Annotated in this window: 24 protein-coding genes and 1 pseudogene; 16 read left to right on the forward strand and 9 right to left on the reverse strand. The window is 41.4% G+C overall.

Annotated elements, in window-relative coordinates; translation table 11 throughout:
* The first annotated feature begins 54 nt into the window (after positions 1 to 54).
* Positions 55 to 672: a pyridoxamine 5'-phosphate oxidase family protein gene (locus tag AAC854_RS05510; protein ID WP_340616228.1), complete on the forward strand. Its 618-nt coding sequence runs from the start codon at positions 55 to 57 to the stop codon at positions 670 to 672.
* Between the two features lie 302 nt (positions 673 to 974).
* Here the strand turns inward: AAC854_RS05510 and AAC854_RS05515 are convergent, their stop codons facing one another.
* Together AAC854_RS05515 and AAC854_RS05520 are read right to left on the reverse strand one after the other, a co-directional pair.
* Complete coding sequence (locus AAC854_RS05515; RefSeq protein WP_340616229.1) at positions 975 to 1,571, reverse strand: NADPH-dependent FMN reductase; 597 nt, start codon at positions 1,569 to 1,571, stop codon at positions 975 to 977.
* Positions 1,572 to 1,601: 30 nt separating this feature from the next.
* Positions 1,602 to 2,492 carry an EamA family transporter gene (locus AAC854_RS05520; protein WP_340616230.1) on the reverse strand — a complete coding sequence of 297 codons (891 nt, stop codon included), beginning with the start codon at positions 2,490 to 2,492 and terminating at the stop codon, positions 1,602 to 1,604.
* Positions 2,493 to 2,667: 175 nt separating this feature from the next.
* Between AAC854_RS05520 and AAC854_RS05525 the strand changes: the two genes are divergently transcribed.
* The gene (locus AAC854_RS05525) at positions 2,668 to 3,159 is read left to right on the forward strand and encodes a MarR family winged helix-turn-helix transcriptional regulator (RefSeq protein ID WP_340616231.1); all 492 of its coding nucleotides are present in this window, start codon (positions 2,668 to 2,670) and stop codon (positions 3,157 to 3,159) included.
* 141 nt (positions 3,160 to 3,300) lie between these two features.
* On the opposite strand, the gene AAC854_RS05530 is transcribed toward AAC854_RS05525, so the two are convergent.
* From AAC854_RS05530 to AAC854_RS05540, 3 genes are all read right to left on the reverse strand, one after another.
* On the reverse strand, positions 3,301 to 5,310 hold the full coding sequence (locus AAC854_RS05530) for a TonB-dependent copper receptor (RefSeq protein ID WP_340616232.1): 2,010 nt from the start codon (positions 5,308 to 5,310) through the stop codon (positions 3,301 to 3,303).
* Between the two features lie 78 nt (positions 5,311 to 5,388).
* Positions 5,389 to 5,820: a DUF2946 domain-containing protein gene (locus AAC854_RS05535; protein WP_340616233.1), complete on the reverse strand. Its 432-nt coding sequence runs from the start codon at positions 5,818 to 5,820 to the stop codon at positions 5,389 to 5,391.
* 157 nt (positions 5,821 to 5,977) lie between these two features.
* Positions 5,978 to 6,223: a hypothetical protein gene (locus tag AAC854_RS05540; RefSeq protein ID WP_340616234.1), complete on the reverse strand. Its 246-nt coding sequence runs from the start codon at positions 6,221 to 6,223 to the stop codon at positions 5,978 to 5,980.
* 58 nt (positions 6,224 to 6,281) lie between these two features.
* Here AAC854_RS05540 and AAC854_RS05545 point away from each other — a divergent pair, with 58 nt between their 5' ends.
* The 5 genes from AAC854_RS05545 to AAC854_RS05565 are packed head-to-tail and all read left to right on the forward strand — an operon-like array spanning position 6,282 to position 9,348.
* Positions 6,282 to 6,917: a hypothetical protein gene (locus tag AAC854_RS05545; protein WP_340616235.1), complete on the forward strand. Its 636-nt coding sequence runs from the start codon at positions 6,282 to 6,284 to the stop codon at positions 6,915 to 6,917.
* Positions 6,917 to 7,321: a DUF2000 domain-containing protein gene (locus tag AAC854_RS05550; protein WP_340616236.1), complete on the forward strand. Its 405-nt coding sequence runs from the start codon at positions 6,917 to 6,919 to the stop codon at positions 7,319 to 7,321. The genes AAC854_RS05545 and AAC854_RS05550 overlap by 1 nt, the downstream gene beginning before the upstream one ends.
* Entirely contained in the window at positions 7,318 to 8,070 is a 753-nt protein-coding gene (locus AAC854_RS05555; RefSeq protein ID WP_340616237.1) for a formylglycine-generating enzyme family protein, read from the forward strand. Before AAC854_RS05550 ends, AAC854_RS05555 begins: the two co-directional genes overlap by 4 nt.
* 23 nt (positions 8,071 to 8,093) lie before the next feature.
* Positions 8,094 to 8,732 (forward strand): molybdopterin-dependent oxidoreductase, encoded by a 639-nt coding sequence (locus AAC854_RS05560; RefSeq protein WP_047962788.1) that lies wholly within the window; start codon positions 8,094 to 8,096, stop codon positions 8,730 to 8,732.
* 13 nt (positions 8,733 to 8,745) lie between these two features.
* Positions 8,746 to 9,348, forward strand: coding sequence for a LysE family translocator (locus AAC854_RS05565; protein WP_340616238.1), 603 nt, complete (start codon positions 8,746 to 8,748; stop codon positions 9,346 to 9,348).
* Between the two features lie 126 nt (positions 9,349 to 9,474).
* Here AAC854_RS05565 and AAC854_RS05570 read toward each other — a convergent pair.
* Positions 9,475 to 9,610 (reverse strand): annotated as a pseudogene (locus tag AAC854_RS05570) (IS5/IS1182 family transposase); the annotation flags it as partial.
* Between the two features lie 108 nt (positions 9,611 to 9,718).
* Here AAC854_RS05570 and AAC854_RS05575 point away from each other — a divergent pair.
* The 4 genes from AAC854_RS05575 to AAC854_RS05590 all read left to right on the forward strand — a co-directional run bounded on the left by AAC854_RS05575 (position 9,719) and on the right by AAC854_RS05590 (position 14,022).
* Positions 9,719 to 10,537 carry an AraC family transcriptional regulator gene (locus AAC854_RS05575; RefSeq protein ID WP_340616239.1) on the forward strand — a complete coding sequence of 273 codons (819 nt, stop codon included), beginning with the start codon at positions 9,719 to 9,721 and terminating at the stop codon, positions 10,535 to 10,537.
* Positions 10,538 to 10,780: 243 nt separating this feature from the next.
* Positions 10,781 to 12,112: an omega-aminotransferase AptA gene (gene aptA / locus AAC854_RS05580; protein ID WP_340616240.1), complete on the forward strand. Its 1,332-nt coding sequence runs from the start codon at positions 10,781 to 10,783 to the stop codon at positions 12,110 to 12,112.
* A 147-nt stretch (positions 12,113 to 12,259) separates the two neighbouring features.
* Positions 12,260 to 12,685, forward strand: a complete 426-nt coding sequence (locus AAC854_RS05585) for an ASCH domain-containing protein (RefSeq protein ID WP_340616241.1) — start codon at positions 12,260 to 12,262, stop codon at positions 12,683 to 12,685.
* A 185-nt stretch (positions 12,686 to 12,870) separates the two neighbouring features.
* The gene (locus AAC854_RS05590; protein WP_340616242.1) at positions 12,871 to 14,022 is read left to right on the forward strand and encodes an MFS transporter; all 1,152 of its coding nucleotides are present in this window, start codon (positions 12,871 to 12,873) and stop codon (positions 14,020 to 14,022) included.
* On the opposite strand, the gene AAC854_RS05595 is transcribed toward AAC854_RS05590, so the two are convergent.
* The 3 genes from AAC854_RS05595 to AAC854_RS05605 all read right to left on the reverse strand — a co-directional run bounded on the left by AAC854_RS05595 (position 14,019) and on the right by AAC854_RS05605 (position 16,664).
* Positions 14,019 to 14,930, reverse strand: coding sequence for a LysR family transcriptional regulator (locus tag AAC854_RS05595; RefSeq protein WP_340616243.1), 912 nt, complete (start codon positions 14,928 to 14,930; stop codon positions 14,019 to 14,021). The genes AAC854_RS05590 and AAC854_RS05595 overlap by 4 nt on opposite strands.
* A 124-nt stretch (positions 14,931 to 15,054) precedes the next feature.
* A complete protein-coding gene (locus AAC854_RS05600) occupies positions 15,055 to 15,933 on the reverse strand; it encodes a DMT family transporter (RefSeq protein WP_340616244.1) in 879 nt (292 codons plus the stop codon).
* 215 nt (positions 15,934 to 16,148) lie between these two features.
* On the reverse strand, positions 16,149 to 16,664 hold the full coding sequence (locus AAC854_RS05605) for a YagU family protein (protein WP_340616245.1): 516 nt from the start codon (positions 16,662 to 16,664) through the stop codon (positions 16,149 to 16,151).
* A gap of 246 nt (positions 16,665 to 16,910) precedes the next feature.
* Here AAC854_RS05605 and yiaK point away from each other — a divergent pair, with 246 nt between their 5' ends.
* The 5 genes from yiaK to araD all read left to right on the forward strand — a co-directional run bounded on the left by yiaK (position 16,911) and on the right by araD (position 21,737).
* Positions 16,911 to 17,909 (forward strand): 3-dehydro-L-gulonate 2-dehydrogenase, encoded by a 999-nt coding sequence (gene yiaK, locus AAC854_RS05610; protein WP_340616246.1) that lies wholly within the window; start codon positions 16,911 to 16,913, stop codon positions 17,907 to 17,909.
* Between the two features lie 87 nt (positions 17,910 to 17,996).
* Positions 17,997 to 19,523, forward strand: a complete 1,527-nt coding sequence (locus AAC854_RS05615) for an FGGY-family carbohydrate kinase (protein WP_340616247.1) — start codon at positions 17,997 to 17,999, stop codon at positions 19,521 to 19,523.
* On the forward strand, positions 19,520 to 20,176 hold the full coding sequence (gene ulaD, locus AAC854_RS05620) for a 3-keto-L-gulonate-6-phosphate decarboxylase UlaD (RefSeq protein WP_340616248.1): 657 nt from the start codon (positions 19,520 to 19,522) through the stop codon (positions 20,174 to 20,176). Before AAC854_RS05615 ends, ulaD begins: the two co-directional genes overlap by 4 nt.
* Positions 20,176 to 21,036: an L-ribulose-5-phosphate 3-epimerase gene (locus AAC854_RS05625; RefSeq protein WP_047962777.1), complete on the forward strand. Its 861-nt coding sequence runs from the start codon at positions 20,176 to 20,178 to the stop codon at positions 21,034 to 21,036. Before ulaD ends, AAC854_RS05625 begins: the two co-directional genes overlap by 1 nt.
* Positions 21,030 to 21,737 carry an L-ribulose-5-phosphate 4-epimerase gene (gene araD, locus AAC854_RS05630; RefSeq protein WP_340616249.1) on the forward strand — a complete coding sequence of 236 codons (708 nt, stop codon included), beginning with the start codon at positions 21,030 to 21,032 and terminating at the stop codon, positions 21,735 to 21,737. Before AAC854_RS05625 ends, araD begins: the two co-directional genes overlap by 7 nt.
* The last annotated feature ends 14 nt before the right edge of the window (positions 21,738 to 21,751 follow it).

Here is a 21,751-nt window from a genome sequence, read left to right on the forward strand (position 1 = left end):
TACGCGTTAATTTTGTAATTTGAAAAACGAAAGGTAATAGAAGGGTAACAATTAATGAATAAAACTGTTACTGATACCGCCACACTGGAACAAATTTACGGAAAACCTGGGGCTGCTTCTGTTTTTAAAGAAGTGAACTACATCCACCCGGTATATCGTCCTTTTATTGAAGCCTCACCTTTTGTCACATTAGCAACGTTTGGTCCTGAGGGAATGGATGTATCTCCCCGTGGCGATCAAGCCGGATTTATTCACATTGAAGATGAAAAAACGTTGCTATTACCTGATAGAAAAGGCAATAACCGTATTGATAGTTTACGTAATATTCTGCACGACAATCATGTCGCATTATTGTTCCTTATTCCGGGAATTGGTGAAACATTGCGTGTCAATGGCAGGGCGGAAATTGTTATTGATCCGGAGATGTTAGAACGTTTTTCCTATCGTAATACGTTGCCTTGTTCTGTATTACGTATCACTGTAGATGCCGTCTTTTTCCAGTGTGCCAGAGCAATTTTACGCTCTGGTTTATGGGATGTTTCTAACCAACTTGAACGTAGCTCTTTACCCAGCGTTGGCAATATTCTCAAAGAAATCAGCAAAAAAGGTGACTTTGATGGCGCTGATTATGATGAGAAATTACCACAGAGGCTTAAAGATACTTTGTACTAACTTTACTCGTCGCGCATTTCTTAACATGAGCAAAACCAGCATATCTTAAATGCTGGCATTTTGATCTAATTGGGTGATGTTTAATTAATTTGTGTTTTGTTATTAAACAAAAATGCCAAAAACACGATACACTGTTTTTTTGTACAGTAATCATTGTGATTAGTGTTTCATTCGGCAAAAATAGAAGGGGGTATTGCTGGTGGATTTGTTTAGGATCAACAGAAAATGGTTTGCTTAATGCCTCTATTCTCGGCTCAAACATCTGAGCCGAGGTTTATTCATCAAGAAAGAATATCGTTTATCTACATACCATACTGATAATTTTTGCTTTCTTCGCCTATATCTTCACGCACTTGCTTAAGCGCCTTAGTATAAGATTTAAGTAGCTTCAGAGTATAGTTAGCACGACTTTCAAAGGCTGCATCGCTGCAAGTCAGATCGTTTGAAATCAAATTTTCACCCTGACGGAAAATCAAATGATCAGGCAGGAAACACACATGGTTATTTTTAAAACCGGTCATACGTAATTCGCAGAGGGGATAAACGCCATTAACTCCACCTGACACACTGGCCAATAATGTTGGCTTATGACCCAATTCTGCCAGAGAACAATGCAATAAAAAGTTTTTCAATGCCGGAGTGGCCATTCCATGCCATTCTGGAGTCACAAAAATAAATGCCTCGCTATCTCTTAAATGTCGTGCAATCGCTTGCCATGGATGAGATTCAGCCGATATATCCGTCGTAAAACCATCGTGTAATGGTAATTCTACATTGGAAAGATCGAGGTTCTGTATGTCGGTAAAGCCATGTTCACTACTTAATTTCTGCAAATAACGAGCCACACATTGGCTGCGGGAATCCGGGCGTTGACTGCCTGAAATTATAGTCAGTTTCATTTATTTTCCTGTTATTTTTTTGTTTACTTCTTAAGTAAGGGTATCGGTTTTTTCTGTCTGTTTTTGACTCCGGGGAATCGAAAGCCAGACAGAAATAATGATGGTGTAGGCTCCAAGCATTTGTGGCAAGGAAAATGTTTGTTTTAGAAACAAATAGCCCAAAAAACAGGCGGACAATGCACTGAAAAACCCCAAGAAAGAGATGGTTACGACCGGTAGTTTTTCAATTCCTCGAAACCAAACGATATAAGAGAAAACGGCACCAATTAGGCACAAGTAACTGTAACCGAGCAGGTTTGTTATAGTGAGATTTTGTGGCAGGCCTTCTATAAAAATAGCGATGGGTAATAATATCAATCCTCCAAACGTTAATTGCCAGCCAGTAAAACTGAGTAACGATAAGTTGGTGGGGCGGTTCCAATATTTAGTCAATACAACACCTAACGCCATGCAACCACATCCTGCAAAGCCCGCAGTCACTCCTTGCCAATTTAGGCTGATGGTCGAGTTTAATACTAATAAGCTGATCCCAATAACGCCTAATATTGCAGAGATAATGTGTTTTATTGTCAGGGAGGTTTTTAACAAATAAGCACTTAATAGGATCACAATAACGGGTTGGCAAGCCATGATTAGTGCTGCCGTTCCACCGGGGAGATATTCAGCCGCAACAAAGAGAAAATAGAAAAAAGCACCGATATTGAGTAATCCCAGTACTGCGATACGTAACCACCAGATTCCCTTAGGAAAGGTACGGCAAATCAACAGCAATAAGATACCGGCCGGTAACGCCCTGACGGTAGAAGCCAACAAAGGCATATTGGGTGGCAGTACTTCCGTTGTGATGATGTAGGTACTTCCCCAAACAATTGGTGCCAATGCAGTCAGCAAAATATTCCGAGCGACTCTAATGTCTAACATAGGAATTTCCTTCCGATTTATTCATATTTTCATCCTGTGTATCACTCTTTCTCTACTTACCAATACAAACTTACCATCAATAAAAGTATCTTTATGTGAAGCTAAATTAAAATAATAGCCTAAACGATTTTTATCAAGTATCTTTTTGTTGAAAAAATAAATAGGATAAAAAAGCATGAAATATGATCACGTTGACCGATTACTGATACAGTGGGAACAGCAGCGTCCAGACCTTGATCCATCATCTATGGGTGTCATTGGAAGACTATGTCGCGTAAACAAAATCATTGAGCAACGCTTGCAACATGCTTTCAAAGAACACGGCCTTAGTGCTATTGAGTTTGATATCCTTGCGACTCTCCGTCGTAATAACATGCCGATGACACCAACAGAAATGTATCAATCCGTTATGCTCACTTCCGGCGCAATGAGTACCCGCATTGAGCATATGGTGCAGAGAGGACTGATTGAGCGTACCGCCAATGAAGAAGATCGGCGTAGTTGCAAGATTTTCCTGACACCGGAAGGAAAGGCATTGATAGATAAAGCGGTGGAAAGCCATTTAGAGAATCAAAAAAACATTCTTGAATCATTGACAGAAACTCAACAAGAGCAGCTTGCGACGTTATTACGCGATTGGTTGCTGGCTAATGAATTTGCTAATTGATGTTTTCTGGCAGACTGAAAAGTATCTTTATTGAAAGATATAGTTTTTTTCACAAAAAGAAATATCTTTCGTTAAAGCCATCCCGGAAGAAATTCGCCCTGACATCAGTCAGGGCGAACTAAGGTTAATTAAGGGAAAATATTAGAATTTAACATTAACTCTTGCCCAATAAGTCCGTCCCGGATCATTGACTTGCGTATTACCTGAATAACCAAAACCGCTATTTCCCGCTAAGTTAAGGTGTTCGCTATAGGTTTTATTAAAAATGTTGTCAACACCAGCACTGACCTGAACATTTTTAGTCACCTTATAGGCCGCATTTGCAGACAAAATAGCAAAACCTTTACTGCTATTAAAATCTTTGCCTACAACGTTACCTTCATTGATGGCAACCCGGTGCTGGCTGTTAACCAAACGCAGCAAACTGCTGCTGGTCCAATCTCCATGTTCCCAAGTCAGACCGAATCGCGCTTCCAAAGGTGGAGTTTGTGGCAGAGGACGGTGATTTGTCGTATTTTGTGCCCAGGAATACGCTAAACTTGCATCCGTTTTCCAATGGTCGTTCAACTGATAAGCAAGACCCATTTCTCCCCCCATAATAGTGGCATCGATATTATGGGCTTGGTTATTACGATTATTCTCGCCATAACGGAACAAGATAAAGTCATTCACTTTACCCACATAAGCCGATACCCAGCCTTTCAGGTATTGATCATTATATTGTGCACCGATATCCAACTGGGTTGTTTTCTCGGTCTTGATATTAGTGAAAGCATCTTCTCCGGCTTTGCCGGAAAACAACTCCCAGTAATCAGGGAAACGTTCGGTATAACCAACGCCAGCATAGAACATCACTGGAACATCTTTCAGATTATGTTCGAACCGGATAAAGCCGGCGGGAAGGGTATCTTTGCGTTCTTGCTGGGTGCTATATTTATACACCATCACGCGATCCAAGCGTGCGCCGCCGATCACTTTGCTTTGTTCAGCAACATCCCACGTTAATTCACTGAAAATGCCATAATCGTTGAAACGCGCGTTTTTAAGCCAGCCGTTTCTTTCTTCTTTTTTCATAACGCGATCGGTATTAGTCCGATGGGTGTTTGTTTGCATATCTACGCCGCTCTGCAATTTGAAATCTTCCCAAATCCAGGTTCCTATCATGCGGCCGCCCATCGTAAGGCGATCTGGCTCTGAAGCCATTTTATGTTCTGAATGGCGCAGGGAATAAGTATCCATCACATGGTCGGTGTAGTTGTAATAAAAATTAGTTTCGAATTTATCAAATACTTCACCAATATTGGATTTCTCAAAACGTATCCCGAAACTTTTACGCTTAAATTGGGAGCCATCCATCATACGAGTGGCATAGCGCGCTTCGCCATCACCTTGTCCAGCATTTAATTCCAGCAAGGTATTTTCATCTGGCGTCCAGCCTAATGCGACATCGGTATTCCATTTATCCCAACGGGAAGGTACGCGATGACCATCACCGTCTTTGTAGTCATTAGAGCGGGATTTATTGCCAATCATACGGATATAACCCAGTTCATTCCCCAAACTGAGGTCAGCATTACCATCCCAACGCCCATTGGAACCGACAACGGTACTGACATTACCTTGGGCTCCAAATTGTTCAAATTGAGGTCTGGTACGTTCAAAACGAATAGTACCCGCAGAGTTACCCGGTCCCCAAAGTACAGTTTGTGGGCCTTTCACTAGACTGAGAACATCATAGTTTTCCGGTGAAATATAAGAACTTGGTGCATCCATACGTCCGCCACAGGAGCCAAGAATTTCGCCGTCATCAATCAGCATTCGCAAACGAGAGCCAAACATGCCACGGAATACAGGGTCGCCGTTAGTGCCACCATTACGAATCTGAGAAAAACCGGGAATGGTTTTCAGATAATCAGAACCATCACTGGCAGGGACTGGCTGACGCGGCGTTTTAAGTGAAGTCACCACTTCAAGTGGGGAAATAGCAGGGGCTGTTACGATGATGACAGATTCTCTATCATTAACATTGTGTGTTTCTTTTATCTCTTTGGCGTGATTTTCGCTGGCAGCCATGCCACTGGTTGGTAGGGCGATAGCAATAGCTAAAGCGGTTGTCAGAGGTGATATACGGAACAATTGTGTAGTGGACATAAAAAATATTCCTTAATTAGTCACAAATCAAACAAAACAAGGTAAGCAAAATAAAACTTTTTATTTCAATCAAGTGGACTAATTAAGGGGTGGTGCGCGAGGTTGTGATTCTCCGTAGAATAACCGGATGATTGGTCCAGTGAAGCGTGGTGCTGGTGGTGCGCGGGATACGGTTAACGTCAGCAGGATGAAAGGAATAAAACCGCCTGCCAATAATGGCAGGTTAATCAGAAGCTGACAGTAACCACAAGCGATATCATCCATCAACCCCATATGGATATGGTCAGCACCATGATGATGATTCATGGAGTGTGATGAAGGCGCTGTTTGATGATAACTGCTGTTTTGCATATCAGGCATAGACATGCAGTGATTCATTTCACTTTTTATATCAACACGATAGTGCTCCAGCGTTTTTGATACCACTGGCGCGATGAACAGCATCAGAATCGCCAATAAGGAGATAAAGGCAGGTGTTCGACGTTGTGATAGATGAAAAAGCGATAACAAGCTAATGATCCAGAGCAATTCCCACGATTGGACGCCAATATTACTGCATTTTTGATTGAGTTGTTAAAATATTTTTTGGATTAGCATGTCAATTATAACCCCAGAGTAATAATTGATTACTCTGGGGTTATAGGATCAATGTCTTATAGAATAAACGTCATGGTAAACCATACGGCAGAGTTCCACCGGCACCTTCCCCAAGCCATATTCCATTAATCCAAGTTCCATTGCACCACATGTCTAATTTTTGGCCTGTTAGCATAGCTGTTTGTGCTATAGATAAGAACTCGCAATGCCATAAAAACAGGTGAAGATTGGCGGCGACTTGGCTAGTAAAAATGGAAGCTTTCATAGATCCTACACTCTCATTTTGCGCAATTCTATAAACAACAATTTTGTACAATATTTAACATCCAGGCAGGAATATCGTTAATGTAAATTTAACTTAAGCGAATTATGAGATGATATTTAACACTGATAGCTTTTGGATTAGGCACCCCCCAGAAATTGCTTCAATCGCGACTCTCGGACCTGAAGGAACAAGCAGTCAATCAGCAGCGAAATATCTGACCAACTTAATTGGAGAACCCTTAGACATACTTCTTTTTGATACTTTTGAACTCGCCTCTGAGTATGTGGAAAAGAATGAGTCATGCATTTTTCTAGTCGCCAATGCATATCAACGAGTAGATAACTTTTACATGAACAAAAATACCCTTCTACTTGGGTCATTTTTCTATTCACCTCCCGCTTATTATCTTGGTTGTAAAACTTCCCTCGCTTTAGCGAAAAAGATAGCTGAGCAACAAACCATAAAAATAGCTACGCATCACGCGCCCCTATCTCGTTTAGAGAGCTTAATTGAATCGGCTGAAGACAAGATTTTTGGAATATCCGATGCTCATTTAGAAATAGAGATTACGAACTCTACAAGCAATGGAGCGAGACTAGTTGTAAACGGCGATGTTGATTGTTGCTTAGCGAATGCTGATGCAATTAAACATTATGGGCTTACAGCAATATCTCACCCTCTACATATTGAAATGACATGGGTGGTATTTTCTAACAGCCAAATTCATAAAAGGAAAGTTGCATAATGAATGACAAAAAGTGTGTATTGGTAATCGATAAAGATCTTCCTCTTGGAGTCATTGCAAACACAGCAGCAGTGCTAGCTCTTAGCCTTGGCAAGGCTCACCCTGGGCTCGTAGGTGACAATATCAAGAACCGTGATGGAGGGGAACATTTTGGGATCACGCGTATCCCAATCCCAATTCTTGCGGCAACTGCAAGCGAGATAAAGGAAATTCGTTCTCAATTACAATCACACGCTACGATAGTTGACTTCTCGAACGTGGCAAAAAACACTAAGAGTTATGAGGATTACTCAAGTAGGTTAGAGGCTGCCAGTGAGGACAGCATCGAATATTTAGGCATAGCTGTGTACGGCGACAAAAAAGCCATAATTAAGCAAACTGGAAATATGAAGTTAATACGATGAACAATTTAATTGATATGGTTTTAGTGACAGGATCTCCTTATCTACGCGGTTCAGAGTTGAGCCCTGATGAGCAACCTGTGTGCGTAGTTACCCTTAGTGATTTTTTCATTGATGTTCACCCTGTGACTAACGCTGAGTTTGCAGTGTTCATTGAGCAGGGGGGCTATAGAAGTAAGAAATATTGGTCAGAAGAAGGTTTTCAGTTTATCCAAGATAATGGTATTTCGGAACCTTTATATTGGCATGATTCTAATTGGAACCAACCAAAGCAGCCAGTAACCGGCATTAGTTGGTATGAAGCTGTCGCATACGCAACATTTGTAGGTAAGGAATTACCCACTGAAGCGCAGTGGGAATTTGCTGCGAAGGGGAACGATAATCGACTCTATCCATGGGGAAATAGCGAGCCATCTATTACAATTGCAAACTATGCCCCAGACTGTGAGCCAGCTGAGCTTAACCGAAAATCCACGGATTGGGATGCATATCCACAAAATCGCTCTCCATTTGGTTGTATTGATATGGCAGGTAATCTAGCTGAGTGGTGTCTAGATAATTACTACCAAGATTACAGTTGGGACAAAACTCATATTGATCCCGTTTATCTTAGTATTCCTACTGACGATCATGTAGTTCGAGGTGGTTCAGGGCTGCATGATGAAGATTATATGCGCTGTACATGCAGAGATAACTACCCTCCAACAGTACGAGACAACATCGTAGGTTTACGCTGTGTCAAATCTCTATAATAGATTACATAAGAAAGGAAAATATGATTACTCCATATATTGATAAGAAGCCTTCTTCTTTACGGTACTACCAAGAAGGGCCACCTGAATCATATGATTCTATTGATATGAAAGAATGGGCGCTCAAGATATTTTTACCTCATGAGTCAACACCAATTCTTGTCGCATTCGAAGACCTTAAGAACATTGCGCCAATAACAGAAAGCCGCCGAGTTGTATGTGTTTGCAATTGGAGTATCAGAAGAAACTGGACAGGTGTTTTACTAGAAGACCTATTGAAATATCTAGGGATAAACCAAGCAAAATATCTTTCATACAATTTGAAGCAGATAAGTTTAGGTACAAGTAAGGGAGGGTATGACTCTACAATATCCCTTAGTAATGCATTAGAAAATAGAGCTATGATTATTTGGGCGGTGGACGGTAAACCCCTATCTTTGGAAGAAGGTTATCCTATCCGTCTAGTCGACTTTTCGCTATATCGGTACAAAGGGGTTAAGTGCTTGTCTGAATTGTACTTTACTGATGAGTTCGAACAAGGATTTTGGGAAAGCAAAGCGGGTTATTGCAAAGAGGGAAAAATCAAGGCAAAACGGTACCGTATTGTTGATTTGCAAGAGAATCGTTTTATTAATGGCTCTGGAGAAGTAACTGATTTTTAGGAGGTAGAAGCTTATGACTCAATTATTTGCAATGACAGTTTTTGCCTTTGTAACCTCTATATCGCCAGGACCTGTAAACATAATAGCGACAGTTACCGGAGCAAATTGCGGATATATTCGAACTATCCCACATATAACCGGTGCTACAATTGGTTTTGTATCGATTTTATTTTTACTGGGCTTTGGATTAGCCCAAATTATAAATGAGGTGCCATATCTTACCGAAATACTTACCTATATAGGAGGCAGTTTCTTATTATACTTGGCATATAAAGTTGCTATGCAAAACCCAATGATCGGTGATGATAGTGAACCAGAAACCAGTGCTCCATCCCTTATACAAGGAATAATGTGCCAATGGCTTAACCCGAAAGCATGGATTGTGTCTTTAGCAGGCATATCCGTTTTTAGTAGTCACGATGCAGAAATTAATGCACTACTACTTTTTTGTGGGATTTTTTTTATTGTCTGTTATGCATCAATTTCAGCATGGGCTGTTTTGGGAATAACGATTAGGACAGTTTTGGACATACCTAAACATTATAAGCTTTTCAATCTCACTATGGGGCTATTGTTAGCAATTACGGTCGTATATACTTTTTTTATATCAGGTTAGGGTCTGTTGATGTTTTAAGGTCATAATTCATTCAACCCACATCGGTAACCAGATAATGATAAATTCCAGTGCCAACATATCCTCCCTCTGTCAGCATAGTTGCCCCTCCCCATATTCTGGCGGTTAATCGCGCCAGAGAATGCTTATTCTCATTCGGTAAAAAATGCCTTCAAAGGTCAAGTTTGTGATAAATCTAATCCGTGTGTTGCATTAACGCAAATAGCTTATTCCAATGGAGATCTGTTAACATGGTTCGCGGCATTATGGTGAAAACTGGTTGTTTTTTGGCAAAAGTAATTATACCAAATCATCTTGCTGTCTAATAATTCCTCACAAAACATCAACAGACCCTAAAAGGGTATGAACACAGATGACCAAGCAAAAATTTTATCGTTCGAGCGCAGTACCCATTGAGCTGCGCTTTTCTAAAAACTCGAAAGCCTGTTACGGGAAACACACTCATGAAGAATTTTCCATTGGAGCTGTAGATTGCGGTCATAGTGATTACTTCAATAGTAATATTGAACGTAGAATACAAAAGGGTTCCCTTGTCATAATTAACCCTCTAGAGGTCCATTCATGCAACCCAGTACCAGATACAAATTGGAGCTACAAAATGCTGTATGTATGTCCAAAATGGTTAGGTTATGTGCAATCAATGGTTGTAGGTGAAAGAATAACGAATTTTATCCCGTTCTCAATTAATCATACCGATGCTCCGGAACTTTATGCACAGTTTCAAGAATTAGCCAACACAATCATTCTTGATAAAGACAAAATGAAAACGGAAGAAGAGAGCATCTCTTTTTTTTTCAATCTTTTTTCACAGTCCAACTCCATACCTTTAGAGAAAGTTGTACCAAAAAGTAGTGTATCTAGGGCGTATGAATATATTTGTGAAAATTTTCGAAGCAATATATCGGTAAAGGATATCGCTGTTCACTCTCAATTGAGTGAATATCATATTATCCACGCATTTCGAAAGGCATATGGTATTACTCCACATGCTATGCAAATCGCAATGCGCATTAATGAAGCAAAAGTACTTTTGAAGCAAGGAATGAATATAGCGTCTGTAGCAACTGAGTTAGGTTTCTATGACCAAAGCCACTTTCATAGGAATTTCAAAAAATTGGTTGCGGCGACTCCTGCGGAGTATAAAAAATATAGGTCACGTATTCAATTCTGATAACGGCACTATTAATAATGCCAATGTTAAATTCCCCGCGTAACTGTTTTTACATGCTGGAGGAACTCTTCAATGGATGCCATCATCGTTTCACTGGCCCGTAGATGCTGATCGTGTAATCTAAGAGTTGTTGGTTTCATTTACGTAAGTAAACTCATAACTAATGATTCGATAAATGAGATTCAACTTGAATGTAGTTTTATTGCAAACTCTTTGTTACAACCTTGCTTGAGGAGTTAAAAAATGTCAGATAGCCATTATTTTCAAACACTGAACTTTAAAGCTCATTGGATGCCATTCAGTGCTAATCGTCATTTTCAACAAGATCCACGTTTAATTGTATCAGCAGAGGGAAACTGGTTGGTCGATGATCAAGGCCGGCGTATCTATGACAGCTTATCAGGATTGTGGGCATGTGGAGCGGGTCATTCACGCACTGAAATCCGTCAGGCTGTTTCTGAACAATTAGGTACGTTGGATTATTCTCCCGGTTTCCAATATGGTCATCCTTTGTCATTTAAGCTGGCAGATAAAATTGCCGGTCTTATGCCCGGTGATTTAAATCATGTATTTTTTACCAGTTCAGGCTCAGAAGCCGCCGATACCGCAATAAAAATAGCGCGTGCTTACTGGCGCATCAAAGGACAATCTTCCAAAACTAAACTGATTGGCAGGGCGCGAGGCTATCATGGTGTAAATATCGCGGGTACCAGCCTTGGTGGTATTGGTGGCAACCGCAAGATGTTTGGTCAGTTTATGGATGTAGACCATCTACCGCATACGTTACAGCCCAATATGGCCTTTACCAAAGGAATGCCATTGACGGGGGGGCCTGAACTGGCCGATGAATTGTTAAAACTGATTGAACTGCATGATGCCAGTAATATTGCCGCAGTTATCGTTGAGCCGCTTTCCGGAGCTGCCGGTGCCATTATCCCGCCACAAGGTTACTTACAACGTTTGCGGGAAATTTGTACCCAACACGATATCTTGTTAATTTTTGATGAAGTGATTACCGGTTTCGGGCGTTTGGGAAGCTGGAGTGGCTCCGAATATTTCGGTGTAACGCCGGATATTCTCAATTTCGCGAAACAAATTAGCAATGGTGCCATTCCTCTGGGTGGTGTGGTTGCATCCAGCAAGATCTACGATACCTTTATGTCACAGTCTCTACCCAGTCATATGATTGAGTTCAGCCACGGTTATACTTATTCAGCCCATCCCGTTGCTTGTGCAGCAAGTTTGGCAACATTGGAACTGTTGGAAAAAGAGAATTTATTGCAACAAGCAGCCGAATTGGCACCACATTTCGAACAAGCATTACATGAGCTAAAACACTGCCCAAATGTCGTAGACATTCGTAACTGTGGGCTGGTGGGCGCAATTCAAATTGCTCCACGAGAGGGTGATGCGGTTATCCGGCCTTTTGATGCAGGTATTGCATTATGGAAAGCCGGCTTTTATGTGCGCTTTGGTGGTGACACATTGCAGTTTGGCCCAATGTTCAATGCCAGAATGGACGATATTAATCGCCTATTCAATGCCGTGGGTGATGTTCTGCACCAAATTAAATAAAGGAACTATACTCCCAGTTATTGCATTCACCAATCTTATAATATGGAGTTGTGTCATATAGTTGACATAAAACTATGGTGGAAAATAGTGTCATTGTGTTAGTAAAGACGCTCACGTATAAGCTTAACGAAGCGTCTAAAAGATAATATGAAAATAGATAAGATCGAACTGCTTGAAAGCAAATATCCGAAAGCCGGGCGTTGGGTATTTGGTGATTCTCCTGCTATGCACGATGAACTGGCTGAATTAGTTGCCGAAGGTATAAAAACAGCGACAACTTGCCCGTTCAGTTCGTATGATTCTTATGAATCAGATGATGGCAAGATTACTGTTGGTAATCACTACACTGTCTTCGACAGCAAAGAAAAGCCGGTTTGTGTTGCCAGAGTCACTGCAATGCACTTGATGCAATTTTCAGAAATGACCGCAGATTTGGCCTGGAAAGAAGGAGAGGGAGACAGAAGTTTGCTTCACTGGCAATTAGAGCATCAACGTTTTTTTGAGAGAATAGGTGTTTTCTCACCCGATATGGAAATTGTTGTTATCGAATTTAAGGTTGTTGAGAAATTTTAATCAGACTTTCTACATTCACGATATAGCAGAAATTAAAGCCGCGATAATGCGGCTTTTCTTTTGAGAAAAAATCATTGAAGAAGTTATGTCTACAGACAATAGACGAAAGTATCCTTCTGTTTTTATGGAGGATTTGCCATCATTTTGCCTACCTGTTAAAAACAAATTCTCAATATATTCTCATTATGGAAAATAAAAACTCTCTGCTGTTGTTGTTGACGTTATCCATTGCGGTCTTTGGTGTTATTACGACCGAAATAGCTGTTATTGGATTGCTGCCGCAATTGGAAGCACAATTGCATGTCACACCGACTCAAGTCGGTTTTCTTGTCGGCATTTATGCCATTGTTGTAGCTATAACGGGGCCATTTATGACTCTGCTATTATCCGGATATAACAAAAAATACGTTCTTCTTGCCATTCTATTTATATTTATCGTTTCTAACCTTATCTATGCCACAACAGATCTCTTTAATTTGATGTTGATATTCAGAATTCTTCCCGGGTTGGGGCATGCTGTTTTCTTTGCGGTTGCCCTTGTTATTGCAGCGAACTCCGTTTCTAAGGAAAAAAGTGCAGGTGCTATTGCAAAAGTTTTTGCCGGAGTGGCTGTGGGGATGGTATTAGGAATGCCTCTGAGTTCCTTTATAGCGGAACATTTATCGCTCAGCGCTGCATTTTATTTTGGTGCAGCGACTTGTATGCTCGCTTTTCTCGGTATCTTGTATTTTGTTCCTTCTATCCCTGTGACAAAAAGCAGTATTGTTGCTGAACAGTTAAGTGTATTGCGCAGAGGGAAATTATGGTTGACGATGTCTACCGTGACATTGATTTTTTCCGCAATGTTCTCAAGCTTTAGCTACATAGCAGATTATTTATCAAAAATCACTCAATTTGATAATGATTCCATCAGTGCGATTTTAATACTATTTGGTGTTAGTGGATTTATTGGCAATTTTGTTTTTAGTCGCTTTTTGCAGAAAAATGTTGTAAGCACCACTTATGCTTATCCTGTTTTATTAATCTTTCTCTATCTCCAAGTCTGGTATTTAGGTTTCTCGCCGATAGCGATGTGTGTGTTAACCGTTTTTTGGGGCGGATTGCATTCTGCGGGGCTTGTGGTTAGCCAAACTTGGCTTATACAGGAAGCTAATGATGCCCCTGAATTTGCCAACAGTCTTTACATTTCTTTTGCTAATTTAGGGATCACAATTGGCTCTGTGACCGGAGGATGGTTTCTTTCACAATTTAATGTGCATACGGTTATGTTAATCAGCATTCTCTTTTCATTTATAGCATTTTTAAGCATCTACATTAAAAATAATCTTCAGCGTTAATCTAACAAACCGTCTTCTGCCATTTTCACCAAAGTATCTACAACATAACGTATTTTAGGTAACAGTTGACGGTTTTTAGGCCATAACGCACTAATCGGAATTTCCACTCCAGAATATTCTTGCAATACCTCCTTGAGTTCTCCGCTCTCAAGGTAATTACCCACCATCCATAATGGTAGCTGGGCAAATCCGCATCCGGCCAACGTGGCAGATAACATTGCATCCCCATCAGAAAACTCATAAGTGGCTGGTGGAGTGTAACGTCTTATCTCACCATCTTCTTCTTTCAATAACCAAGATATAGGTTGATTCCTGCGAAATCCTAGCACACACCGATGTTGACTTAATTTTTCGGGGGTTTTGGGTTCACCATGAGAAAGTAAATAATTCGGTGAGGCACAAATAACAAGTTTTTGCGTTGTCAATTTACGGGCGACCAGTCCACTACTGTCAGCGAGTTCCCCGATTCGTATAGCAATGTCAATACCTTCCTCAATCAAATCGACAAAACGCTCACTGAATGAAACTGACAGAGATAGCTCAGGATAATTACTGGCGATTTTCAGAAGAGCCGGAAATATTCGCTGACGTCCAAAAGCAGCCGGCAGATCAATACGGAGTCGGCCAGCAGGATGGGAAATATGTGAAGTAAGGGCCGCTTCAGCTTGTTCGAGAATATCAAGAGCATTCTGGCAGCTTATCAGGAAAGCTTCTCCATCAGGCGTTAAGCTCAAACTGCGCGTCGAACGCTGAAAAAGTTTAAGTCCTAAACGATCCTCAAGCCTCCCGACGCTTTTACCTACCGCAGACTTTGTTAAGCCTAGACGCTCTGCCGCAGCAGTGAAACTACCTAATTGTGCTGTTGTGACAAACGCCGTTATCCCGCCAAGATGATCTGTTCTACGCATGTTTAAGAATATCTGTATCAGTTAATGTATTAATAAAGATTCAGCCTATATTATCCATGACTAAGGTCAAATCAAAAAACGACGCTGGCCGTAGGGCAAATCTCGCGGGTGCTCAAGACTCCATTTACCTTGCAAACTTCCGTGAGCCAATAATACAAAGAATCACGCCTATAGTTACTGCTACCATCATTAAGCTCACAGGTTCAGAAAGTAAACTCGCGCTCAAGGCAAGACCGAAAAAAGGTTGTAGTAATTGGAGTTGGCCAACGGCAGTAATTCCTCCTAATGCCAGACCTCGATACCAGAAAATAAAACCGATCAGCATGCTAAACAGGGATACATACGCAAGACCAATCCATGCTGGAGTGCCAACATTCGAAAATGAATTTGGCATAAACAGAATTGTCATAATAAGCATAGCAGGTAATGAAATGAGCAAAGCCCAACAGATAACTTGCCATCCGCCTAAGACGCGGGAAAGTTTTGAGCCTTCTGCATAGCCAAGTCCACAAACAACAACGGCAGCAAGCATTAATGCGTCTCCAGTGAGTGAAGCAGATAACCCTTGCATGAAAGCAAATCCAATCACTAACAAACTTCCCACACCAGAAAATACCCAGAAAGCAGTGCGGGGTCGTTCTCCACCACGCCATACGCCAAAAATGGCCGTAGAAAGAGGTAATAATCCAAGAAATAAGATCGAATGTGCTGATGTAATATGTTGCAGAGCCAATGCAGTTAAAAGTGGAAATCCAATAACAACGCCCATGGCAATAATGAACAATGAAACTAGCTGATTAGATACTGGGCGCTTTTCTTTAAACACGAATAAAATAATGAGCGCTAATAATCCTGCAATTGAAGCGCGGGCAACGGTTAGAAAAATAGGATCGAAATTCATAACAGCGACTTTGGTTGCCGGTAGTGAGCCACTAAAAATCAGCACCCCAAGAAAACCATTAACCCATCCACTTGCTGTTTTACTTTCAATCTTTTTCAGCATGGTTATTATTCCTCATTATTTGTTTTAATCGTTACGGACAGACAGAGTATGGCTCAATATCATGACAATCAAATTATTGTCATGGATACATTTCTAATTTGGTATTTATAATGTAAGCGCTTATGGCGATAAGGTAAATTGTATGTGGTCATTAATTTAAACTGGTTCAATGGAAAGATTTGAACCAGTTTTTAACTTTTTAACACCATAAGGGATTAGTCTTTTACCATTCTGGTGCGAATGTCATGCCTGAAAATTTCAATAGCCCACATCCAGATTATAGTTCCCACTATTTCCGAGAATATCTCATCAAAAGGCAGTTCCCAGAAAACAGGAGACCATCCATAAATGGGTAAAATGATACCGTGGAAAATGAAGGCAACAATGACAGCAAAAAAAGCACCATGCCATAATTTTACGATAGGAAAGATTTCCGCAATGACGGAGTAAAACATTGCCAAAATGATAGAAAAAAGATGGTGAACTCCAGCCATGCCCCAATTCACAAGGTGATCCGAGTAATGGTATACCATGTCGTTGACTTTCCCTCCCCAACTTTGAAGCATCTCGCCAGGAGGAATAGCTCTGTTTGGTGTTCTGGGAGGCATGAGAATTTCTGTTCCCCATTTAGCGAAACTGGCAATATTCCCACCAAGAAAACCTGCCCATAAAGCAATTCCGTAATGTCTGGTATTTCTCTTAGTTACTGACAAAGATAAAAATGAAGGCATATTCATTCCGCATAAGGTAGTGGTTAAAGATAGTGGTTGAAAATTGGAATAGTGGAATATAAATGAACATGCTTAAACCATTCCTAATACTACCTATCTTTTAATTTCATTTATCTCTGTTTATTTACTCACTCTGAGAGGAACTGTTTAGGTTTTTAAAAATACAATATTGCTTTAGTTGCAACTATTCTCCTGTGTTATTGCTGATATTTTCCATAGGTTAAAACCTTATATAAGGAAGAAGGCATGAAAGTCACTTTCGAACAATTAAAAGAACAACTTACCCGAATATTGCTGGCTCGGAGTGTTCAGTTTGAGACAGCAAATGCCTGCGCGGAAATGTTCGCCAGTACCACGGAATATGGCGTTTACTCACATGGTGTTAACCGTTTTCCGCGGTTTATTCAGCAACTTGATGCAGGGGATATCATCTCTGACGCCAAGCCTGTGCGAGTGGCATCGTTGGGAGCCATTGAACAATGGGATGCACAACGGGCGATAGGCAATCTGACTGCCAGAGATATGATGAACAGAGCTACTGAATTGGCTACGGAATATGGTATTGGCTTGGTGGCATTACGCAATGCCAACCATTGGATGCGAGGAGGAAGCTATGGTTGGCAAGCTGCGACAAAAGGGTTTATTGGCATCTGCTGGACCAATTCTATTGCTGCCATGCCTCCCTGGGGGGCGAAAGAGTGCCGTATCGGCACAAATCCATTAATCATAGCCATACCCGGCGATCCCATAACGTTGCTCGATATGTCAATGTCCATGTTTTCTTACGGAAAGTTAGAAGTAAATCGGCTGGCTGGGCAGCAATTACCGGTTGAGGGTGGTTTTGATGACGAAGGCAGCTTAACCAGAGATCCCGCAACGATTGAAAAAAATCGCCGGATTTTGCCCATGGGATACTGGAAAGGTTCAGGCTTATCCATCGTATTGGATCTCATCGCCACCTTGCTTTCAAATGGTTCATCGGTCGCGGAAATTACGCAGAATAATAGTGATGAGTACGGAGTTTCACAGGTATTTATCGCCATTGATGTAGACAGGTTAATTGATGGCCCTTCACGGGAAGCGAAACTGAAATCCATCATGCATTTTATTACCTCTGCGGAACGTGCAGATCCCAATATGGCCATTCGGTTACCGGGTCACGAATTGGTGCACAAACAAGCAGAAAACAGACGAAATGGTATGACCATTGACGATAGCGTATGGGAAAAAATTAAAATGCTCTGAGGGCAATTTTTCTTTCCATATCACCAAATACCCATATATCCAAATACTTACTGGTTGAAAGGTATAAATTATATAAGGTTGCATAGGATGAGCAGACATAAGCATAACTTTTATCTGGGTATTGATTGTGGCGGTACTTATCTTAAAGCGGGTTTATATAATGAACGAGGACAAGAATACAGTATAGAACGTATTGCATTGAAAACGCTTACTCCCCAATTAGGATATGCAGAAAGAGATCTCAGCGAATTATGGAATGCGTTAATTAGCATAATTAACAATTTATTGAGAAATACTGGCATCTGTGGTCAGCAAATCAAGGGCATTGGTATTTCAGCTCAAGGCAAAGGGCTATTTATTTTAGATAAAGATGACAAACCGTTAGGGAACGGGATACTTTCTTCTGATCGTCGTGCAACAGAAATTGTACGTCAATGGCAACAACAAGGAATGCGGGAAAAGTTATATCTCCATACGCGCCAGACCCTTTGGACAGGTCATCCTGTATCTTTATTGCGTTGGCTTAAAGAGAACCAGCCTGAACGCTACAACCGCATCGGTGCCGTTATGATGGCACATGATTATCTGCGCTGGTGTCTCACTGGCGAAAAGAGCTGTGAAGAAAGCAATATTTCGGAATCCAATCTCTACAACATGAATACGGGAGATTATGATCCTGCACTTTCAAGCCTTTTGAATATCAGTGAAATTGATGGCGTTCTCTCCCGAATTGTCGGCTCGGCTGAAATTGGTGGAGAAGTCACCCCACCAGTTGCTGAGTTAACCGGGCTGGTTGCAGGTACTCCCGTGGTCGGTGGACTGTTTGATGTGGCTTCCTCCGCTGTTTGTGCAGGTCTTCAAGATGAATACACACTGAATGCCGTTATGGGAACCTGGTCAGTAACCAGTGGTATTGCGGATCAACTGCGTACTCATGAACCATACCCTTATATTTATGGGCGATACGTTAATGCAGGCCATTATATTGTTCATGAAGCCAGTCCCACTTCGTCAGGTAATCTTGAGTGGCTTACCGCCCTTTGGGGAAAAATGTCTTTTGAAGAAATCAATGCTGCAGTTAACCATCTTCCCAAAGCCTCCAGTGAAGTTCTTTTTCTTCCCTTTCTTTATGGCAGCAATGCTGGGCTGGAAATGACGGCGGGGTTTTATGGTTTACAGTCCAGCCATGATCGCAGCCATTTACTACAAGCCGTGTATGAAGGCGTTATTTTCAGCCATATGACCCATTTGAAACGAATGTTAGAACGTTTCACTAAAACTCAGACGATACGAGTAATGGGGGGACCAGCACACTCCAAAGTCTGGATGCAAATGTTTGCGGATGTCAGCAATCTATCGGTGGAATTGCCTCAGGTCGAAGAGACGGGATGCCTGGGGGCTGCATTGGCTGCCTTAGTGGGTACGGGCATCTATAAGGATTTCACTGAAGCTCAGAAAAATTTGGGTTACACCATATATACCCTTGAACCAGATCAAAATTCACATTCAGCATATCTTAATAAAATTAATAAATATCAGCTAATTATCGAATCATTGCGTGACTTTCATTCTCAATGCGAATCATTGAATACGTTCAGGGAGGAAAGAATATGAGCCGACCATTATTACAATTGGCATTGGATCATACTTGCCTGAGTTCAGCATTGCAGGATACTGAACTATTGCAGGACGATGTTGATATTGTGGAAGCCGGTACAATTCTTTGCCTTTCCGAAGGAATTAACGCTATCCGTCAACTGCGTCTCCATTATCCGGACAAAATTATTGTTGCGGACTGGAAAGTCGCTGATGCGGGTGAAATTCTTGCAATACAGGCATTCGATGCTGGTGCAAACTGGATGACGATGATTTGTGCCGCACCACTGGCAACCATAGAAAAAGCCCATCATGTGGCAAAGCAGAGAAAGGCAGAAATCCAAATTGAATTATTTGGTAACTGGACATTCTCTGATGCAAAAAATTGGCATGCCATTGGTATCCGGCAAGTGATCTATCATCGCGGACGCGATGCTCAAGCCAATGGGCAAGTGTGGGATAAGGAAGATATATCCCGCATGAAAAAATTATCCGATATAGGATTAGCTGTTTCTATTACTGGTGGCATTGTTCCAACAGATCTCCTTCAATTCAAAGATATTTCCGTACAAGCTTTTATTGCAGGCCGGGCGTTATCTGGATCAACTCAACCCAAACAAGTCGCTCAAGCATTTCATACTCAAATTACTCAGCTCTGGGGGAAAGCATAATGCGCATCCATCCTATTGGGATTTATGAAAAAGCATTGCCTAAAAATCTGACATGGGCAGAGCGATTATCTCTGGCAAAAAGCTGTGGTTTCGATTTTATTGAAATGTCTGTGGATGAAACAGATGAACGCTTGTCACGATTGGATTGGGATGTAAAAACACGCCTTAAACTCATTAAGAATATGCTGGAAACAGGTATTTCCATTCCCTCCATGTGTTTATCTGCACATCGTCGTTATCCATTTGGTAGTCGTGATGAAACTGTACGGCGGAAAGCTTATGAGATTATGTCAAAAGCAATCAGTTTAGCGCGGGATCTTGGCATCAGAACAATCCAACTGGCGGGTTATGACGTTTATTACGAAGAACATAACGAAGAAACGAAACAGCGCTTTTCTGAAGGAATAGCGTGGGCAGTTCAGCAAGCAGCCAGAGCACAAGTCATGCTGGCAATGGAGATTATGGATACGGATTTCATAAACTCGATCACCAAATGGAAAATATGGGATGAAATGCTGGCCTCACCGTGGTTTAGCGTTTATCCCGATATTGGTAATTTGAGTGCTTGGGGCAATGATGTCTCAGAAGAACTCAAGCTTGGCATAAATCGTATTTCGGCAATTCATCTCAAAGATACTTATCCAGTCACTCCAACCCATTCGGGGCAATTCCGTGACGTGCCATTCGGTCAGGGTTGTGTCGATTTTGTCGGAGTATTCAGAACGCTTCATACATTGAATTACCGTGGAACGTTCTTAATAGAAATGTGGACAGAAAAAGCGGAAGAACCTGTATTGGAAATTATACAGGCTCGCCGTTGGATCGAAGCTCGTATGCAGGAAGGGGGTTTTGAATGTTAGAACAACTGAAGGCCGATGTATTGTCCGCAAATCTGGCGTTGCTAAAACATAATCTAGTGACATTCACTTGGGGAAATGTCAGTGCTGTTGATAAAGCCAGAGGCTTGATGGTGATTAAGCCATCTGGTGTGGAATATAGTGATATGCAAGCTGATGATATGGTTGTCGTTGATATTGAGACCGGCATCATCGTGGAAGGGGATAAAAAACCCTCTTCAGACACCCCAACGCACCTTGTTTTATATCGTCATTTTCGGGATATCGGGGGAGTTGTTCATACGCATTCTCGCCATGCCACTATTTGGGCCCAAGCAGGACGTTTCTTGCCAGCTCATGGCACAACTCACGCCGACTATTTTCACGGTGCAGTTCCTTGCACGCGCTTAATGACCAGACAAGAAATTGAGGATGATTACGAATTGCAAACAGGGAACGTCATCGTTCAAACATTTATAGAGCAACGTCTCGATCCAATGAAAATCCCCGCTGTTTTGGTTCATTCCCACGGGCCTTTCACATGGGGAATAGATGCAGCTGATGCAGTATACAATGCCGTCGTACTCGAAGAATGCGCCTATATGAGTTTATTTTCCCAACAATTGAACTCAGAAATTACATTTATGCAACAGGAATTGCTGGATAAACACTATTTACGTAAGCATGGTGCCAACGCCTATTATGGGCAAGGTGAGCAGAAATAAGGCTTAATAACACT

This window comes from Xenorhabdus entomophaga (assembly GCF_037996725.1).
Classification (GTDB): domain Bacteria; phylum Pseudomonadota; class Gammaproteobacteria; order Enterobacterales; family Enterobacteriaceae; genus Xenorhabdus; species Xenorhabdus khoisanae.

Excerpts from the sequence above, each read along its gene's own strand:
- AAC854_RS05625 (WP_047962777.1), top strand. The coding sequence starts at position 20,176 with ATGCGCATCCATCCTATTGGGATTTATGAAAAAGCATTGCCTAAAAAT.
- AAC854_RS05605 (WP_340616245.1), bottom strand. The coding sequence starts at position 16,664 with ATGCCTTCATTTTTATCTTTGTCAGTAACTAAGAGAAATACCAGACAT.
- AAC854_RS05560 (WP_047962788.1), top strand. The coding sequence starts at position 8,094 with ATGATTACTCCATATATTGATAAGAAGCCTTCTTCTTTACGGTACTAC.
- AAC854_RS05520 (WP_340616230.1), bottom strand. The coding sequence starts at position 2,492 with ATGTTAGACATTAGAGTCGCTCGGAATATTTTGCTGACTGCATTGGCA.
- AAC854_RS05615 (WP_340616247.1), top strand. The coding sequence starts at position 17,997 with ATGAGCAGACATAAGCATAACTTTTATCTGGGTATTGATTGTGGCGGT.
- yiaK (WP_340616246.1), top strand. The coding sequence starts at position 16,911 with ATGAAAGTCACTTTCGAACAATTAAAAGAACAACTTACCCGAATATTG.
- ulaD (WP_340616248.1), top strand. The coding sequence starts at position 19,520 with ATGAGCCGACCATTATTACAATTGGCATTGGATCATACTTGCCTGAGT.
- AAC854_RS05510 (WP_340616228.1), top strand. The coding sequence starts at position 55 with ATGAATAAAACTGTTACTGATACCGCCACACTGGAACAAATTTACGGA.
- AAC854_RS05590 (WP_340616242.1), top strand. The coding sequence starts at position 12,871 with ATGGAAAATAAAAACTCTCTGCTGTTGTTGTTGACGTTATCCATTGCG.
- AAC854_RS05550 (WP_340616236.1), top strand. The coding sequence starts at position 6,917 with ATGAATGACAAAAAGTGTGTATTGGTAATCGATAAAGATCTTCCTCTT.
- AAC854_RS05585 (WP_340616241.1), top strand. The coding sequence starts at position 12,260 with ATGAAAATAGATAAGATCGAACTGCTTGAAAGCAAATATCCGAAAGCC.
- AAC854_RS05530 (WP_340616232.1), bottom strand. The coding sequence starts at position 5,310 with ATGTCCACTACACAATTGTTCCGTATATCACCTCTGACAACCGCTTTA.
- AAC854_RS05525 (WP_340616231.1), top strand. The coding sequence starts at position 2,668 with ATGAAATATGATCACGTTGACCGATTACTGATACAGTGGGAACAGCAG.
- AAC854_RS05595 (WP_340616243.1), bottom strand. The coding sequence starts at position 14,930 with ATGCGTAGAACAGATCATCTTGGCGGGATAACGGCGTTTGTCACAACA.
- AAC854_RS05600 (WP_340616244.1), bottom strand. The coding sequence starts at position 15,933 with ATGCTGAAAAAGATTGAAAGTAAAACAGCAAGTGGATGGGTTAATGGT.
- AAC854_RS05565 (WP_340616238.1), top strand. The coding sequence starts at position 8,746 with ATGACTCAATTATTTGCAATGACAGTTTTTGCCTTTGTAACCTCTATA.
- araD (WP_340616249.1), top strand. The coding sequence starts at position 21,030 with ATGTTAGAACAACTGAAGGCCGATGTATTGTCCGCAAATCTGGCGTTG.
- AAC854_RS05555 (WP_340616237.1), top strand. The coding sequence starts at position 7,318 with ATGAACAATTTAATTGATATGGTTTTAGTGACAGGATCTCCTTATCTA.
- aptA (WP_340616240.1), top strand. The coding sequence starts at position 10,781 with ATGTCAGATAGCCATTATTTTCAAACACTGAACTTTAAAGCTCATTGG.
- AAC854_RS05545 (WP_340616235.1), top strand. The coding sequence starts at position 6,282 with ATGATATTTAACACTGATAGCTTTTGGATTAGGCACCCCCCAGAAATT.
- AAC854_RS05515 (WP_340616229.1), bottom strand. The coding sequence starts at position 1,571 with ATGAAACTGACTATAATTTCAGGCAGTCAACGCCCGGATTCCCGCAGC.
- AAC854_RS05575 (WP_340616239.1), top strand. The coding sequence starts at position 9,719 with ATGACCAAGCAAAAATTTTATCGTTCGAGCGCAGTACCCATTGAGCTG.